General features: G+C 65.5%; 11 protein-coding genes and 1 tRNA gene. 8 read left to right on the top strand and 4 right to left on the bottom strand.

Annotation, left to right across the window (positions count from 1 at the left end):
* Positions 1-408, top strand: a 408-nt coding sequence (locus tag GXY33_17180; protein NLX06872.1) for a hypothetical protein, incomplete at its 5' end; no start/stop codon positions are given.
* 92 nt (positions 409-500) lie between these two features.
* Here the strand turns inward: GXY33_17180 and GXY33_17175 are convergent.
* Complete coding sequence (locus GXY33_17175) at positions 501-695, bottom strand: hypothetical protein (protein ID NLX06871.1); 195 nt, start codon at positions 693-695, stop codon at positions 501-503.
* Between the two features lie 147 nt (positions 696-842).
* A complete protein-coding gene (locus tag GXY33_17170; GenBank protein ID NLX06870.1) occupies positions 843-1,694 on the bottom strand; it encodes a ribonuclease H-like domain-containing protein in 852 nt (283 codons plus the stop codon).
* A gap of 181 nt (positions 1,695-1,875) precedes the next feature.
* On the opposite strand from GXY33_17170, the gene GXY33_17165 reads away from it, so the two are divergent.
* Together GXY33_17165 and GXY33_17160 are read left to right on the top strand one after the other, a co-directional pair.
* Positions 1,876-1,948, top strand: a tRNA-Gln gene (locus GXY33_17165).
* Between the two features lie 73 nt (positions 1,949-2,021).
* Positions 2,022-3,107, top strand: coding sequence for a hypothetical protein (locus GXY33_17160; protein NLX06869.1), 1,086 nt, complete (start codon positions 2,022-2,024; stop codon positions 3,105-3,107).
* Positions 3,108-3,271: 164 nt separating this feature from the next.
* Here GXY33_17160 and GXY33_17155 read toward each other — a convergent pair whose 3' ends face one another.
* The gene (locus GXY33_17155; GenBank protein ID NLX06868.1) at positions 3,272-5,005 is read right to left on the bottom strand and encodes a glutamine--tRNA ligase/YqeY domain fusion protein; all 1,734 of its coding nucleotides are present in this window, start codon (positions 5,003-5,005) and stop codon (positions 3,272-3,274) included.
* Between the two features lie 230 nt (positions 5,006-5,235).
* Here GXY33_17155 and GXY33_17150 point away from each other — a divergent pair, with 230 nt between their 5' ends.
* The 5 genes from GXY33_17150 (at position 5,236) to GXY33_17130 (ending at position 10,567) form a co-directional block, all read left to right on the top strand.
* Positions 5,236-6,096: a glucose 1-dehydrogenase gene (locus GXY33_17150; protein NLX06867.1), complete on the top strand. Its 861-nt coding sequence runs from the start codon at positions 5,236-5,238 to the stop codon at positions 6,094-6,096.
* 89 nt (positions 6,097-6,185) lie between these two features.
* On the top strand, positions 6,186-6,641 hold the full coding sequence (locus GXY33_17145; protein ID NLX06866.1) for a hemerythrin domain-containing protein: 456 nt from the start codon (positions 6,186-6,188) through the stop codon (positions 6,639-6,641).
* A 176-nt stretch (positions 6,642-6,817) separates the two neighbouring features.
* Complete coding sequence (locus GXY33_17140; protein NLX06865.1) at positions 6,818-8,335, top strand: FAD-dependent oxidoreductase; 1,518 nt, start codon at positions 6,818-6,820, stop codon at positions 8,333-8,335.
* 21 nt (positions 8,336-8,356) lie between these two features.
* On the top strand, positions 8,357-9,235 hold the full coding sequence (locus tag GXY33_17135) for an SDR family oxidoreductase (GenBank protein NLX06864.1): 879 nt from the start codon (positions 8,357-8,359) through the stop codon (positions 9,233-9,235).
* Between the two features lie 108 nt (positions 9,236-9,343).
* Positions 9,344-10,567 (top strand): MFS transporter, encoded by a 1,224-nt coding sequence (locus tag GXY33_17130; GenBank protein ID NLX06863.1) that lies wholly within the window; start codon positions 9,344-9,346, stop codon positions 10,565-10,567.
* Here the strand turns inward: GXY33_17130 and GXY33_17125 are convergent.
* The coding region (locus GXY33_17125) for a hypothetical protein (protein NLX06862.1) at positions 10,491-16,939 on the bottom strand (6,449 nt) is incomplete at its 5' end. The two genes, GXY33_17130 and GXY33_17125, sit on opposite strands and share 77 nt — an antisense overlap.

The raw sequence follows: 16,939 nt of genomic DNA, 5'->3' as shown, positions 1-16,939 counted from the left end.
CGACTGGCCCGCCTGCACCCGATCGGCGACGCCGTCGGCCCCGCGCTGGGCGCGCTGCGAGAAGGACGGCTGGTGCTGTTGATCTCAGAGCACTTGTCGAGCGGCAAGTCGGGAATGGCGGTCGAGTTCCTGGGACGGACGCGGAGGTTTCATCCGACCGGAGCGATGCTCTCGTGGCGAACCCGCTGTCCGATGGCCGTCATCACCTGCCGGCGCCTGGACGAACCGTTCCACTTCGAGCTTCGGCTTCACGACTGGATCGTCCCTCCGCTCAGCGGGGATCGCAGGGAGTGGATTCACACCACGACCCGCCGCGTACTGGCCACGCTGGACGCGGCGATCCGGTCTGACTTCGCTCAATACCCGTGGACCCACGAACATCTGATCGCCGGCCGGGCCAGGCAATAAGGCGCGGCGTCTGCCGACCGCGTCAGCAGATGAGCACGAAAGGCCCGATCCGCCCGCAGGCCGATCGGGTACCTTGCGGTCTTCACAACACCTTACTGAACGGGCAGCGACATCTCGCCAATAGGGGTCAACGGCTGTTCCGGATTGGAGAGGTCCATGCTCATCGAGAAGATGTACGTGATCGGGTCATCGCTGGAACTGTCTGAACTGGCGCGAGCCAGTGACGGGGGCAGTCCCATCACGATCAGGACGGATGTAACCCAGAGTCGAGAGAAGAATCTTCTCATTCGGTGGTCCTCCATTTACCCAGTCTGCCAGCGTGCAAACCGTCAAGCTGCGGAAGCTCGTCAGATATGCTGATAGGAGAATACGGCTACTGTATCGCAAACGCAAGCGATTTTCAAGCAAAAGCACTGATATTCCCCGTAGCCCGGTCAGTCGCCGTAGGCGGTGCCCGCGATGATATGGGCCGCCACCTCAGCCAGCGTGACCACGTCCAGCAGATTGTGATGGATGACCATGGTCAGTTTGCGGGCGTCGCCGGTCCGGACGAAATCGTGGTAGACGGTCGGGATCTGCGAGCCGGGAATGTCCCCCTTGCGGCAGCGACGGCACAGCATCATTTCCAGCGTCTGGAGCTTACAGTTAGGAAAGACCTTCTTCCACTTGCGGCGGGCGTGGTCCAGCAGGTCGATATGCACCGGCGGCACCGGCACCGGGGTGCGGTGGACGATACCCCGCTCGCAGATGGTGGGCATGTCGAAACGCTTGCCGTTATAAGTAGTGATTATCTTTGCATCTCTCAACTTATCGGCAACCGCCGCGATGACCCCCGCCTCCTCGGCGTAGTCCCTGGCGAGGGCCTGCTCGACGATAAAATCCCCCTGCCCGTCGTAGTAGCCCCAGCCGATCAGGAACACCGTCGTCCCGGCGAACCCGCAGCTTTCGATGTCCAGATAGACGACCTGCCGCGGATCGGTGGTGATCAGGCCGGTCAGGACTTGCGAGACGTTCTGCGTGTCGAGGGCCTGGCCCGGGCCGAAAACCGACCAGCGGTAGTGGTTGACGATCTGCTCCGCTTCCGGCCAGATCGCCCTCAGCGACCGGCGCAGAAACCAGCACGAGGCCCCGCCGAACTGCATCGCCACCCCCGGAACGGCCTCTTCAACGGGGATGATCGGCCGTTTCCGCACCGCCGGCGCGTCCGGGGGCAGTTGCGAGCCGAGGGAGATCCGGCCGTCGGCGAGCAGAGCTTTCAGCTTGTCCTGCGGGTTCTGGGCGTCCATGGCGTCTCGCGGGCGGCGGCGTCCGTGCCCGGATCGGTGCTTGAAAACCGGCCGCCGGGGCTTTGAAATCAATTCTACCGTCTTTGCCGGAATGTTCAAACCGCTGGGCGGTTTTCACTTTTCCGGGCCTAAAGGCCTTGACGGGTTCGGGGATACGCGGATATAAATTGACAGACCGGTTTGGCCCGTAGTTCAACTGGTAGAACGTCTGACTCTGGATCAGAAGGTTCGGGGTTCGAGTCCCTGCGGGCCAGTTTTCCCTGAATGTTCGGCCGGAGCGCCGACAGACGGGCAGGAGGCGTTTTCGTTTCACTGAAGGGGTGAGTCATGAAGGATGCACGTTCTCAACAGGGCAGGCTTGTGGTGTGGGTATCGGCGATTGCGGCGAGTCTGGTTCTGAGCAGTGTGCCGCGGGCCTGGGCTGGGCTGGGCGACATGGTCAAGGACGCGGCCAAGAAGGTCGTCAAGAAGGACAAAGACAAGGAAGGCGAGGGTGGAGAATCGGAAGACCAGATCGTCGGCGAGAAGAAGGGCGATCTGCCCGGCCGGCGGGCGAAGGACGCGAAGGGATTTCCGCCGGGCCTGGAATTCTCGTCGCTGCTGAACTCGGTGACGATAATACCGGAGAAGGGAGAGCTCCGGATCGGCGGCGAACCGTGCCGGGCCGTGTTCATTCCCGAGGACGTGAAGGAAGGGCTGGTAGTCCTGCGCGACGGCGAGGGCAAGGAGATCAGCCGGTTTGTCTGGAAGCCGCATCTGATCGAGAAGCCCTACTACCTGATGGACTTTCAGGCGGTGGCACAGGCGGAGCTCAAGCCGGGCGACTACATCCTGGACTTCTACACCGACCAGGAGCACTTCTACACCTTCAAGTTCGGCGTGACGAAGGGCGAGACCGACGATCCGTTCGCCAAGTCGTTCTACTATATCGAGGGGCCGTGGGCCGACTGGGGCTACCTGTACATCCCGAAGGCCGACCCGGAGCAGAACCTGTACTGGAAGGTCTGGCTGCGTCAGAAGTCGGACCAGGTCAACAAGGACGCCAACTACGACGTCAGAATCACTCGCGACAGCGACGGCGAAGTGGTCTGCGAGTCGCGTGAGCGGAGCGACTCGTTCCGGCCAAAGTGGGAGCGTCGGGAATTCGACATGATCTTCCCCAAGGGCAAGGGCGAGAGCTACGGGCAGTATTTCAAGGCCAAGGACCTGCTGGCCACCGACGGCGACTACACCCTCACGATGACCGGAGAGGGCAAACCCTACGGCACGTGGAAGTTCAAGGTTGTCGACGGGAAGTTCAACTACGCCGGCCAGACTGTCCGCGGCGAAGCCGACCCGCTGACCTTCGTCGAAGGCGGCCGGGATGCCTGGTGGTACAAGAAGGAAGCGGAGAAGGAAGAAAAGAAGGAGTAGCCGACTCCCACGGCTGCGGCCTCGGCGTAACGTGGCAATCATAGTCGCGGGGTGCGTCCTTCAGACGTCGGACGCACCCTGTTGCTTGCGCGGCAGGCGAAGAAGGCAGACGTTCCACCGGAGACGCGTCGAGACAATGGACCTGAGCAAATGCCGTCAACGTCTCACTTGGCCGGTTGGGCGGATTTCTTTTCGATTTTGGCCCAGGTGTCCTTGAGGGTCGCCGTGCGATTGAAGACCAGCTTGCCGTCGGCTGAGTCGGCGTCCACGCAGAAGTAGCCGAGCCGTTCGAACTGGAAGCGGTCAAGCGGCACCGCGTCGCGGAGGCTGGGTTCGACCTTGGCCCCGGTCAACACCTCGAGCGAGCTGGGGTTCAGATTGGCCTTCCAGTCCTCGCCTTCCGGCACGTCCTCGGGCTCCTCTTTGGTGAACAGGTGGTCGTAGATCCGCACCTCGGCGTCAACGGCGCGATCGGCGCTGACCCAGTGGATGGTCGATTTGACCTTTCGGCCGTCAGGCGAATCGCCGCCGCGGGTCTGCGGGTCGTAGGTGCAATGGACCTCGACCACGTTGCCCGAGGCGTCCTTGACCACGTCGGTGCACGTGACGAAATAGGCATATCGCAGCCGCACCTCGCGGCCGGGCGAGAGCCGGTAGTACTTCGGCGGCGGCGTTTCGCGGAAGTCGTCCTGTTCGATGTACAGCACCCGCGAAAACGGGACCTTTCGGGTGCCGGCGGCTGGGTCTTCCGGGTTGTTGACCGCGTCGAGCTCTTCGGTCTGCCCTTCCGGATAGTTGTCGATCACCACCCGCAGCGGATTGAGCACGCCCATCACCCGCAGCGCCCGGCGGTTGAGGTCCTCGCGCACGCAGTGCTCGAGCAGCGCGACATCGACAATGCTCTCGTACTTGTTGACCCCGATCCGCCGAATGAAATCGCGGATCGATTCGGGCGTATAGCCGCGCCGACGCAGGCCGCAGAGGGTGGGCATGCGCGGATCGTCCCAGCCGCGAACGATGCCTTCCTCGACCAGCGCCCGCAGCTTGCGCTTCGACATCATCATGTACGTGATGTTGAGACGGGCGAACTCCCGCTGAATCGGCCGGTAGTTGATGCCTTTCGGCTTGATGCCGATCGCCATGAGCGTGTCGATGAACCAGTCGTAGAGCGGCCGGTGGATCTCGTAGGCCAGGTCGCACAGCGAGTGCGTCACGCCCTCGATCCAGTCGCTCTGCCCGTGGGCCCAGTCGTACATCGGGTAGATGCACCATTTGTCGCCGGTCCGCGGGTGCGTCTCGCGGAGGATCCGGTACATGACCGGGTCGCGCATCGTGATGTTGGGGTGGGCCATGTCGATCTTGGCCCGCAGCGTCCGCGCTCCGTCGGGAAACTCGCCCTTGCGCATCCGGTCGAACAGGTCGAGACTCTCCTCGATCGGCCGGTCGCGGTACGGGCTATTGCGCCCGGGCTCGGTCAGCGTGCCGCGGTACTCGCGGATCTGGTCGCCCGAGAGGTCATCCACGTAGGCCTTGCCCGCCTTGATCAGGGCAACCGCCCACTCATAGAGCGTCTCGAAATAGTCCGAGGCGTGGTACTCGTGCTCGCCCCAGTCAAAGCCGAGCCAGCGGATGTCCCGCTTGATCGCGTCGATGTATTCCTGCTCTTCGACGGCTGGATTGGTGTCGTCCATCCGCAGATGGCAGCGTCCGCCGAACTCCTCGGCGATCCCGAAATCGATCCCGAACGCCTTGGCGTGGCCGATGTGCAGATAGCCGTTGGGCTCCGGCGGAAAACGTGTCACCACCTGGTCGTACTGCTGCGTCCGCAGATGCTCAGCCACAATATCACGAATAAAATCGGAACGAACCTCAGTGCCGTTGTTCTCGTTATCGCTCATTTCGCACTTCCTGTCCCGGTCGCCGCCGGATGCATCCGGCTGGGCGATCAAACCGGCATTAATAAAACCATGATCGGTAATTATATCCCGGCCGTCCAGGAACACAACCGCGAGCCATCGGACAAAGCCCCGATCCCGAATCAGGCGACCGCCCCGATTGTGGGCCGGCAAGAACGGCATTACAGTGACATGGATTCTCGCAACTGTGGTCGGAATAGAGGGAGACGTCGATGGGCAAAAAGAAACAGACCGTGCCGCCGCAGCAACAGAGGCGCCAGCCTGGACGCCGAAGCAAAATGGAACCCAAGCCGAAAACCGCGAGGCCCAGCTACAAGGGCAGCGACAAACTGCGGGACAAGGTCGCCCTGATCACCGGAGGCGACAGCGGGATCGGTCGGGCGACGGCCATCCTGTTCGCCCGCGAAGGGGCCGACGTGGCCATCGTCTATCTCGAAGAGGACGACGATGCCCGCGACACCCAACAACACGTAGAGGCTGAGGGCCGCCGGTGCCTCACCATCCGGGGCGACGTGGGCAAGGAAGCATTCTGCCGCCAGGCGGTGCGAAAGACGATCGACGAGTTCGGCAAGCTCGACGTCCTGGTCAACAACGCGGCCGTCCAGTTCCCGCAGAAGAAGTTCACCGACATCGGCGCCGATCAGTTGGAGAAGACCTTCCGGACCAACATCTTTGCGATGTTCCACATGACCAAGGCGGCGCTGGAGCACCTCAAGAAGGGAAGCACGATCGTCAACACCACCTCGGTGACCGCCTATGAGGGGCATCCGATGCTGGTCGACTACGCCTCGACCAAAGGGGCGATCGTGGCGTTCACCCGTTCGCTGGCCAAGAACCTGGCCGACAAGCAGATCCGGGTCAACGCGGTGGCGCCGGGTCCGATCTGGACGCCGCTGATCCCGTCCACGTTCCCGAAGGAAAAGGTCAAAAGCTTCGGCGCCGACACGCCCTTGGGACGGCCGGGCCAGCCGGATGAGGTGGCGCCGTGCTACGTCTTTCTGGCGTCGGACGATTCGTCGTACATGACCGGTCAGGTGCTGCACCCCAACGGCGGGCGGGTGGTCAACGGCTGATCATCCTGTTTCTACTGGAAATGGCCCCTCTCGGCTGAGACGCGTGGTCTCAGATGAAAGGGCTGACATGGAACCATAAGGACACCGACATGGGCAACCAACTCTACGAGCAGTTGCGTTCCGAGCACGACCAGGTCAAGGAATTGCTCAGTGAATTGCAGGAAACCAACGGCCGTGCCGTCAAGAAGCGCGAGCGGCTTTTCGATGAGCTGCGGCACGAGCTGATTCCGCACATGCAGGGCGAGGAAAAGACGCTCTATCCGGCACTGCAGGAGCGGGATCAGGCCCGGAAACTGGCGATGGAGGCCCTGGAAGAGCACCACGCCGCCAAACTCCTGCTGCGCGAACTGGAGAAGCTCGACAAGGGCGATGAGGCCTGGGCGGCCAAGCTCAAGGTCATGAAGGAGATGATCGAACACCATATCGAAGAGGAAGAGGGCGAGATCTTCGAGAAGGGCCGCGACGTCCTGGGCGACGAAACGCTGGAGATGATCGGCGAGCAGTACCAAAAGGCGGAAGAGAAGGCCATGGCCCGGGTCAAATAGCGACCCGTCCGGCTGCCGGCAAGGCGGTCGGGGACGTCCCCGACCGCCCAACCCGCCCGTTCCCCGATGGCTCCGGCTCCGCCCGTCGGTTATAGTGGGTTCGGGGTGATCGATCTCCGCGCGCCGGCCGGCGATCCGGCTGAGCCGGCGCCGCCGTCCACCTTGGGGGGAGTGACATGGCGAACAACAGCCAGAACGAATCCTACTGGATGCACACCGCCAAGTGCCGCGGACTGGCCGGGCTGGAGGAGGATATCGAGACGGACGTGGCGGTCGTCGGCGCCGGCATCACCGGGTTGACCACCGCGCTATTGCTGCAGGAAGCGGGCAAGCAGGTTGTGGTGATCGACATGAACCGCGTGGGCGTCGGCACCACCGGCCACAGCACCGGCCATCTGGACGCCACCACCGACCAACTGCTCCAGAATGTGGAATCGAGCTTCGGCGCCGACGGGGCCAGGCAGGTGGTCGAGGCTAAACGGGCGGCGGTCGACCTGATCGAGCGGTGGAACGGGCGGTTCAATCTCGACTCCGAATTCACCCGCGTCCCCGCCTTCTTCTACACCGAAGACGAAGATGGCGAGGACAGGGTCGAGAAGGAGTTCGAGGTCAGCCGCGAAGCGGGCTTGGAGGTCGAACTGGTCGACGGCTGCGGACTGCCGTTCGGCATCCGCCGGGCCGTCCGTTACGCCGACCAGGCCCGGTTCTCGCCGTGGCGTTACGTCTGCGGCCTGGCCGGGCGGTTCATCGAACACGGCGGACGGATCTTCGAGGACACGCGGGCGGAGAACATCGAGGAGACCGACCGCGGCGGCCACGTGGCCACCAACCGCTGCGTTCTGCTGGCCCCAGCCGTCGTCCTGGCGGGCCACGCCCCGCTGCTCGGCCTGTTCACCCTCGAACCGCGTATCCATCCCTTCCAGTCGTACGTCCTGGGCGTCCGCGTCCTCGATGAGGTGCCGGACGGACTGTACTGGGATACCGATGATCCGTACCACTACACGCGGATCGCCTCGAGCGGCGATCCCAAGCTTCTGATCGTCGGCGGGGCCGACCACCGCACCGGCACCAGGATGGACACCCACGAATGCTTTGAGGAACTCGAGCGGTACGTCCGCGACCGCTACCGGGTCGAGGCGATCGAGTACCGCTGGTCGCACGAGTTCTTCCTACCCGCCGACGGCCTGCCCTACATCGGCCAGGTTCCGGGCATGGAGTGCATCTTCCAGGCCACCGCGTACGCGGGCGACGGCCTGACCTACGGAACGGCGGCGGGAATGCTGATGAGCGACCTGATCCTGGGCCGTGAGAATCCGTACGCCAAGCTGTTTTCCGCGTCGCGCCGCCAGGCCCTGGTCGCCGCCGCCCAGGTCGGCCGCGGAGTCCTGCGGATCAGCAAGCACTTTGTCGGCGACTGGTTCGGCAGCGGCGACGTGGAGTCGGTCGATGATATTCCCTGTGGCGAGGGGCGGCTGGTAACCGTCGACAGCGAGCCGATGGCCGTCTACCGCGACGACGAGAACAACCTGCACGCCATGTCGCCGGTGTGCCGGCACATGAAGTGCATCGTGCACTGGAACAACGCCGAGAAGACCTGGGACTGCCCGTGCCACGGCGGCCGGTACGACCGCTACGGCAACGTCATCATGGGCCCGCCCAAACGGCCGCTCGAGGCCCGGGTGCTCACAACGTAATCCGCCAGGACAGGAGGAGCCATGGACCGGAGACTGAAGGGAAAAGTGGCGATCGTGACCGGGGCCGCGACGGGCATCGGCGAGGCCATCGCCCACAAGTTCGCCAAGGAAGGGGCCAGGGTGGTGGTCAACGGCCTCGAGACCGATCCGGTCGATGACGTGGTCGAAGCCATGCACAAGCACCAGGCCGAAGCGGTCGGATACAAGGGCGACGTCGCCGACGAGGAACATGCCCGCCGCTGCGTCCAGCGGGCGATCGACGAATTCGGCCGGCTGGACGTGTTGGTCAACAACGCCGGAACGTTTCAGACGGTGGCGGACGTGGACGACTTCCCAGCCGAGGATTTCGACTACATGACCCGCATGAACGTCCGCTCGGTGTTCCTGATGACCAGATACGCCATGCCCCACCTCCAGAAAACGCGAGGCGTCGTGCTGGCCACCGGCTCGGAGGCCGGACTGCTCGGCCAGCCCCGCTGCGCGCCCTACGCGGGCTCGAAGGCCTGGATCCACGCCTTTGTCCGCAGCATCGCCCTCGAGCAGGCCCGCCACGGCGTCCGGGCCAACTGCGTCTGTCCCGGCCCCACCGAAACCCAGTGGCACGACACCGACGTCAGCCCGATGACCGACTCGATGGAGGCCGACATCCTCAAAGCCACGCCGCTGGGCCGCCGGGCCACCGCCGAAGAGGTCGCCAACGTCTTCGCCTTCCTCGCCTCCGACGAGGCCAGCTTCGTCACCGGGGCCCTCTGGTTCGTCGACGGCGGGATCTCCATCAGCCGCGGGCCGGTCGGCGATGAGGTGCCCGAAGAATTGCGCCACCAGCCCGAAATGCACCTGCACGACCTGCACCATACGCATGAAGGCCTTGAAGGCAAGCGGGTGCGAACCATCGAATAGCCGTCCGGCCGACGGCGGCCGCGCCGCAAAAACCAACCGCCGGCCCGATCGCCACGCTTGCCCTCCGCCGTCGCCGGGCCTATACTACCGCTTTCGGACGGCAGGACCATGACGACGAAAACCGCATCGCGATTGCTCTACGTCAGCACCTGGCTGACCGATTTCACGTTCATGCTGCTGGTGTTCACCATCAGCCGCGACCTGGCCGAAAAGGACGCGGACCTGCTGACGATGGGCTTCGTCGGCGGGATGCTCTCGCTGATCTACGCCTTCAGCGGGATCTTCCTGGGCCGCCTCTCGGACCGCTTCGGCCGCCGCAAGTTCATCCTCTCGGGCGTGGCGGGCCTGCTGGTCTGCTGTTTCGGCTGTCTGGTCCTGGAGGCCAACTCCTGGCCGTACCTGATCGCCTACTGGCTGGCCGGAGCGGCGTTGGGCATGATCTACCCGGCCCTGATCGCGTGGCTCCAGCAGGGCCAGCATCCGGACCATCAGGCGCGGCACGCCGGCCGCGTCGTCCTGCGATTCTGCGTGGCCTGGAACCTGGGTCTGATCTCCGGCCAACTGACCGGCGGATTTCTCTTCGATCTTGGCCGCCACGTTCCGATCGTGCTGGCCATGCTGCTGTCGGCGGCCAATCTGGTCATGATCCTGCTGACCGGACGGACGTCCAGCAGACCCGCGCCGCACGCCTCGCCGCCTCAGGAGCATCACCTCCAGCGGCAGGCCCTCACCGCCGGATTCGCCAAGCTCAACTGGATCGCCAATCTCGGCACGGCCTTCTCGATGAGCATGATCTTCCATCTGTTTCCCAAGCTGGCGGTCAATCTGGAAATCGCACCGGAGACCCATGGCACGGTCCTGGCCGTCATGCGGGTTACCGTCATCGCCACGTACCTGCTGCTCTACCTTTCGAACTTCTGGCACTTGCGGTTCGACGTACCGCTGATCGCCCAGGGGCTCGGGATCATCGGTCTGGCAGCCCTCGCCGTAGCCCACGGCGTGACGCAGGTCACGATGGGACTGATGGCCTTCGCCGTGCTGGTCGGATACAACTACTTCGCGGGCCTCTTCTACAGCACCACCAGCCGCGGCGACGAGAAGCAGGGATGGGTCAGCGGCATGCACGAGGGCACGCTGGCCGTCGGTTTTACCGGAGGTTCGATGGGCGGCGGACTGGTCGGCGTCTACGGCGGACCGGGCGCTCCGTACCTGCTCGGAATTGCGGTGATCGTGGTCATGGTGGCCGTTCAGATCGTCATCTACCTGCGCGAGGTCCGGCCGATGCACCGCAAGACCGTTCTTCAGCCCCTGCCGCCCGCCTGCCCGGACTGACCATCCGCTGCCGCGGATCGGTCAGCAGCAGACCGAACATCCCCAGGGCGGCGATCACCAGCAGACCCGGGTCGCCGCAGGCCCACGGCGACTCCTGGTCGTTGTCCTCGATCGCCACCGTCAGCGTGCCGACCACCTGGCGGTTGTAGCTGCCGTCGCGGCTGTGGGCGATGTGCCAGATCGTGCCGCTGTGATCGCCTTCATTGAGCCAGTCGTCAGCCGCGGTCACCGTCACCGTCTGCGGCACGTTCCAGTCGGCCGGCGTGAAGAACAGGCTCATCGCCACGCCCGCCCCGCCGCCGACGTCAAGTTCGAAATCCGGCTTGACCGCGATCTCCACGTCGCCGGTGATCGGCGTGGTCAGCACGACCTGGTACGTGTCGGCGGTCGGACCCTCCTCGCTCACTCGCGTGCCTCCCTCGGTCTCGATGATCGCAATCCCCTGCCCGTCGTTGTCGGCGATCTCCACGGTCAACGTCCGCACGGTGATCTCGTTGTACGCCACGTCCTGGCTGGAGACGCGATGGGCGATCCGGCCGGCGTGCAAGCCTTCGGCGTAGGCATCGTCCACCGCCGTCACCGTCACCGTCTGCGGCTGATCCCAGTCATTCGGCGTAAAGGTCAGCACCAGCGCCGCTCCCGGTTCGGCCCCGACGTCCGTCTGCCCGTCCGGCTCAACGGTCAGCGTCACGTTCGAATGCGGGACCGTATTGAGCACCACGCTGTACCCATCGCTGGTGGCCCCTTCCTCCGCCACCGCGGTCGATCCATCCGTCTCGGTCACCGTCACGCCCGCCACGTCGTCATCGGTCACCGCCGCCACCACCTGCCGAACGGTGATTCCATTGTAGGCCGGATCGCGGCTGGACGCGGCGTGAACGATCGTCGAGCAATGAACGCTCTCGGCGCAGAGGTCGTCCACGCATGTGACGGTCACGGTTTGCGGCTCGTCCCAGTTATCCAGCCGGAACGTCAGCGCAACCGGCGTGCCCGCGCCCGCTCCCAGATCGACTTGCCCGTCGCAGATCGCGGTGACCACCACCTCCGCCGTCGGCGGCGTGGCCAGCACCAGCGTATAGCTGTCGCTCGTGGCCCCGTGTTCCGCCACGTGGGTCGAGCCGCCCGATTCGGTGATCGTTACCGCCGCTGCGTCGTTGTCGGTCAGGTTCACCGTCACGCTGCGAATGACGATCCCGTTATAGACCGCGTCCTCGGATTCGGCCCGATGCACGATCGTGCTGGCGTGAATGCCTTCCGCGTAATCGTCGTCCACCGCGGTCACGGTCACCGTCTGCGGCGTCGACCAGTTCTCAGCCGTGAAGGTCAACGCGACCGCGACGCCCGGGCCGTTGCCCAGGTTCACCTGCCCGTCCGCCGCCGCGGTGACTGTCACGTCGGCTATCGGCCGAGAACCGAGGGCGACGGTGTACGTGTCGGTGCCGGTATCCTGTTCGTTGACGTTCGTGGTCCCGCCGCTCTCGACGATCGCCACCGCCGCCGCGTCATTGTCGGTCAGGCTCACCGTCACATCCTCGGGATGCAAGCCGTTGTAGGCCAGATCGGCGCTGCTGAGCCGATGGCGGATGATCGAAGCATGCGGTCCCTCGGCCCGGCGATCGTCCACCGCCAACACCGTGATCGTCCGCGGCACGTTCCAGTTCGCCGCTGTGAACGTCCGCTCGACCGCCACTCCCGCTCCTTCGCCCAGATCGGTCTGGTCATCCGGATCAGCGATCAGCACCACGTCATTGACCACCGGCGTGTTCAGCACCACGGTGTACGTATCGCCCTCTTGCGATCCTTCAGCCGTCGCGGTCGAGCCGCCGGTCTCGGCGATCGTGGCGCCGGCCACGTCGTTGTCCGTGATCCGCACCATCACCGAAGCAATCGCGATGCCGTTGTAGGCGTTGTCCAGAGCCGCCGCGTGGTGGGCGATCGCCGTCTGATGCAGCCCTTCCGGATACGAATCGTCCACCGCCGTCACCGTCACCGTCCTGGCCACGTTCCAGTTGGCCGTGGTAAAGGTCAGGTCGACCGACTCACCCGCCCCGCCGCCGAGGTCCACCTGTTCATCCGGCGTCGCGGTCACGACCACGTCCGAGGTCGGCGCCGCGGTCAGGACCACGGTGTACGTATCGCTGCCCGGTCCGGTCTCGGTCACCGCCGTCGAGCCGCCGCTTTGGGCCACGCTCACCGCCGCCACGTCATTGTCGGTGATGACCGCCTGCACGCTCTGGATGGTGATGGCATTGTAATTCGAGTCGGAACTCGCCGCCGTGTGGATGATCGTCGAGGTGTGCCGCGCCTCGGCCACCTGGTCGTCCACCGCGGTCACCGTCACCGTCTGCGGCGTATTCCAGTCGCCCGTGGTGAAGGTCAGCGTCACCGCAGCGCCCGCACCAGCGCCCACCGTGGTCTGCCCATCCGGCTGAACCGTAATCAGGACCGTCGCGGTCGGCGGCGTCTCCAGGTGGATTTGATAGCTGTCGGAGCTCGGACCCTGTTCGCCCACCGCCGTCGAACCGCCCGACTCGGTGATCGCCACGCCGGAGGTGTCGTTGTCGGTCACGAAGACCGTCACGTCCTGGATCGTGATCAGGTTGTAGTTCGGATCGGCGCTGGCCGCGGTGTGGCGGATCGTCGAGTTGTGCTGGGCCCCTTCCGCCACCTGGTCGTCCACCGCGCTGACCGTTACCGTCTGCGGCGCATCCCAGTTGGCGGGCGTGAAGGTCAGGTCGACCGGCACTCCCGGCCCAGCCCCCACGTCGGCCTGGTTGTCGGGGTCCACGCGGACAACCACGTTGGCCGTCGGAGGAATGTTCAATACGATCGTGTAGCTGTCGGACGTCGGCCCGGTTTCATCCACCGCCGTCTCGCCGTCGGACTGGGTGATCGTGACGCCCGCCGTGTCGTCGTCGATCATTGCCGCCGTCACGTTGCGGATCGAGATTCCATTGTAGTTGGTGTCCGAACTCGTCGCCGTGTGCGTGATGGTCGAGGTGTGCGCCCCTTCCGCCGCCGTGTCGTCCACCGCCGTCACCGTCACCGTCTGCGGCACGTCCCAGTCGGCCGCCGTAAACGTCAGGTTGATCGCCAGTCCCGGACCCGCCCCCACGTCCGTCTGCTCGTCCGGATCGACCGAAATCGTCACGTTGGCCGTCGGGGCGATGCTCAGCACCACCGTGTAGTCGTCGCTGCCGGGCCCGGCCTCGCTGACCACGGTGCCGCCGTCCGTCTCCGCGATCACTACCGCCGCGCTGTCGTCGTCGGTGACGTTGACCGTCACGTTGGCCACCACGATCGCATTGTAGGACGGGTCGATGCTGGCGATGGCGTGGGTGATGATCGAGTGGTGCGGTCCCTCAGCGGCGGTGTCGTCCACCGCGGTCACCGTCACCGTCTGCGGCGTCGACCAATTGCCGCTGGTGAACGTCACGATCCGCGCCACGCCCGCGCCGCTGCCCACGTTCGTCTGGCCGTCGGGATCGACCGTGACCTGGACGTCGTCGGTCGGCGGCGTGCGCAGCACGATCGTGTAGGTGTCCGAGGTCGGACCGTCCTCATCGACGTCGGTCGATCCGTCGCTCTCGGCGATGATCACGCCCGCCATGTCGTTGTCGGCCACCGCCACCCGCACGTCGAGAATGGCGATCGCGTTGTAGTTGCCGTCCGTGCTGGCGGCGGTGTGCGAGATGACCGAGACGTGCGCGCCTTCGGCCTGCAGATCGTTCACCGCCGTCACGGTCACGATCTGCGGCGCGTTCCAGGTGACCGGCGTGAACGTGAAGGCCACCGGCACGCCCGCACCCGATCCCAGATCCGTCTGGCCGTCCGGAGTCGCCGTAATCACCACGTCGGCGGTCGGCGCGGTCCTGAGCACCAGCGTGTACGAGTCGCTGCTCGGGCCAACCTCGCTGACCTCGGTCGATCCGTCCGATTCGGCGATCGTCACGCCGCCCGTATCGTTGTCGGTGATGTGCGCGGTGACCGAACGGATCGCAATCGAGTTGTAGTGCGAATCGGCGCTGGCCGCGCTGTGGCTGATGGCCGAACGGTGGGCCCCTTCGGCCACCGCGTCGTCCACCGCCGTCACCGTCACCGTCTGCGGCGTCATCCAGTCGTCCGTCGTGAACGCCAGATCGACCGGCACGCCCGCTCCGGACCCCAGGTTGGTCTGGTTGTCGGGACTGACCGTCACGGTGACGGTCGCCGACGGGGCCGTATCGAGCACCACCGTATAGCTGTCCGAGGTCGGACCCTGTTCGCTGACCTCGGTCGAACCGTCGAGTTCGGCGATCGTGACCGCCGCCGCGTCGTTGTCGGCGATGGTCACCGTCACGTTCCGCACCGCCGAACCGTTGTAGTTCAGGTCGGTGCTGGCCGCTGCGTGGACGATCGTCGACGTGTGCCGCCCCTCGGCCGCCGCGTCGTCCACCGCCGTGACCGTCACCGTCTGCGGCGTCATCCAGTCGCCCGTCGTGAACGTCAGCGTCACCGGCACGCCCGCGCCGGAACCCAGGTCCGTCTGATCGTCGGGCGTTGCGGTCACCTCCACGTCGGCCGACGGGGCGATCGTCAGCACCACGCTGTAGTCATCCGACGTCGGCCCCTGCTCGGCGACGCTGCTCGTACCGTCCGTCTCGGTCACGCTGACCGCCGCCGTGTCGTCGTCGGTCACGTTGACCGTGACGTTGCGAATGGCGGCGCCGTTGTAGGCCGGGTCCGTGCTGGCGGCGAAGTGCCGGATGGTCGCCTGGTGCGATCCCTCAGCCGCCGCGTCGTCCACCGCGACCACCGACACCGTCCGGGCCACCGACCAGTTTCCGGTGGTGAACGTCAGGGTGATCGGAACACCCGCTCCGGAACCCAGGTTCACCTGCCCATCCGGGTCCACCGTCACCGTCACGTCGTCGGTCGGCGGCACGGTCAGCACCACCGTGTAGGTGTCCGGCACAGCGTCCGCCTCGTTGACGTTGGTCACGCCGCTGGACTCGCTGATGCTCACCTCGGCGGCGTCGTTGTCGGTCACCGACGCCCACACGCTCCGGACGTACAGGCCGTTATAGGCGGTGTCGCTGCTGGCCAGGTGATGCGTGATCTGCGAGTGGTGCGCCCCTTCCGCCGCTGCGTCGTCCACCGCCGTCACCGTCACCGTCTGAGGCAGATTCCAGTCGCCGGTGGCGAAGGTCAGATTGATTGCCACACCCGCGCCGCCGCCCACGCTCGTCTGGGCGTCCGGCATCACCGTCACCGTCACGTCCGACGACGGCGGCGTCTTGAGCACCACCGTATAGCTGTCCGTCGTCGCCCCCTGTTCGCTGACCGCGGTCGTACCGCCCGATTCGTTGATCGTCACCCCAGCCGTGTCGTTGTCCGCCACCGCCGCCGTCACGTCGCGAACGCCCGCCAGGTTGTAGGCCGGGTCCGTGCTGGCCACCGTATGCTGGATGCGGGCGGCATGGCTGCCTTCCGCGATCGCGTCGTTCACCGCCGTCACCGTCACCGTCTGTGGCGCGTTCCAATTGCCCGTGGTGAAGGTCCGGCTCACCGCCACGCCCGCGCCGGAACCCAGGTTCACCTGGCCGTCCGGGATCACACTCACCACCACGTCGTCGGTCGGCGGACGGGTCAGGACGATCGTGTAGGTGTCGCTGCTGGGGCCGGTCTCGCTGACCGAGGTGGACCCGTCGGTCTCGCTGATCGTCACCCCAGCCGTGTCGTTGTCGCTGACCGTCACCACCACGTCCCGAACGCCGCCCAGATCATACGCCGGGTCGGCGCTCGACACCGTGTGCTGGATTCTCGAGACATGCTCGCCCTCAGCCGCTGCGTCGTCCACCGCCGTGACCGTCACCGTCTGCGGCGCGTTCCAGTTGCCCGTGGTGAACGGCACCGTGATCGCCACGCCCGCCCCGGACCCGAGGTTCACCTGCCCGTCCGGTATGACCGTCACCGTCACGCCCGCGGTGGGCGGCGAACTCAGAACCAGCGTGTAGGTGTCCGACGTAGGCCCTTCCTCAGCCACCGCCGTGGACAAACCCGACTCGGCGATGATCACCGCCGCCGTGTCGTTGTCCGTCACCGTCACCGCCACGTCCGGGATAGCAATGCCGCTGTAAACCGGGTCCGTGCTGGCCGCGGAATGGCGAATGACCGAAACGTCTTCGCCCTCCGCCGCCGCGTCGTCCACCGCCGTCACCGTCACCGTCTGCGGCGTGCTCCAATTCGCCGTGGTAAACGTCAGGACCCTCGCCACGCCTGCCCCGGAACCCAGGTTCACCTGGCCGTCCGGGTCAACCGTCACCGTCACGTTCGCCGTCGGCTTCGAGTCGAGCACCACCGTGTACGTGTCCGATGTCGGGCCTTCTTCGT

The sequence above is a fragment of the Phycisphaerae bacterium genome (assembly GCA_012729815.1).
GTDB lineage: Bacteria > Planctomycetota > Phycisphaerae > JAAYCJ01 > JAAYCJ01 > JAAYCJ01.
This window is presented reverse-complemented; position numbering and strand designations above follow the sequence as displayed.